The following is an 858-nucleotide window of genomic DNA, read 5'->3' as shown; positions in this document are numbered from 1 at the left end:
TGATTTAGAAGCGATTATGGAAAATCTACAACCAGGTGAATTGTATGAAATTCCTATTGTCTATGTTGGACGTGATTATTTACTGCCTGTAAGAGCTGTGATTTATAGGCTTACTCCAGATCAGGAGGCACAACGTAGAAAGGATCGAGCATACAAAGAAAAAAAGAAAAACATGACGTTTAGTGATAGAACAAAAAAATTACAAGGTATCAATGTATACATTACGAATATTCCATCGGAATATGTTTCTAAAGAAGCTATCCATGAATTCTACTCTCTTCGTTGGCAAGTGGAAATTATCTTTAAAACTTGGAAATCTATTTTTCGCATTCATTCCAATACAAATGTGAAGAAAGAACGATTAGAATGTCATATCTATGGAAAATTAATTGCTCTCTTACTTTCTTCTACTGTCATGTTCCAAATGAGACAAGTATTACTGGTGAAAAAACAAAAAGAATTAAGTGAATGGAAAGCTATGTATATGATTCATGATTATTTCCGCATATTATATCGACAAATACAAGAACAATCCAAGCAATTAATAACAAGTTTTCTTCGTCTATTCCACCTACTTGAGAAAAATGGTCGAAAATCGCATCGTTATCGGAAGAAAACGGTATTTGATATTTTAGGCATTGCATACGAGCAGCATATAGAACAATAAAATGAATACCATTTTAAAAATTGTAGCCCGCTAGGGTTATTTCCTCTGCACTTTTTTATGAAAATTCTTACTATTCCATAGTAGGAGAAGAATTCTTATGTATTTTTGTCAATTTAGTTTCCTTAGCTTGATGGCGATGTGGCGGTACCCCTATAATAAATTTCTAAATATTAAAAGGGCCTAACAAAAAA

The 858-nt window shown here is 32.3% G+C and carries 1 protein-coding gene; it reads left to right on the top strand.

The window, feature by feature from the left end:
- On the top strand, positions 1–667 hold a 667-nt coding region (locus ACODS7_RS32240; protein ID WP_488828637.1), incomplete at its 5' end, for a transposase.
- Positions 668–858 lie beyond the last annotated feature (191 nt).

The sequence above is a fragment of the Bacillus sp. FG16 genome (assembly GCF_057809515.1).
Note: the sequence above shows the minus strand (reverse complement) of the source record. Positions and strands in the feature narration are given on the sequence as shown.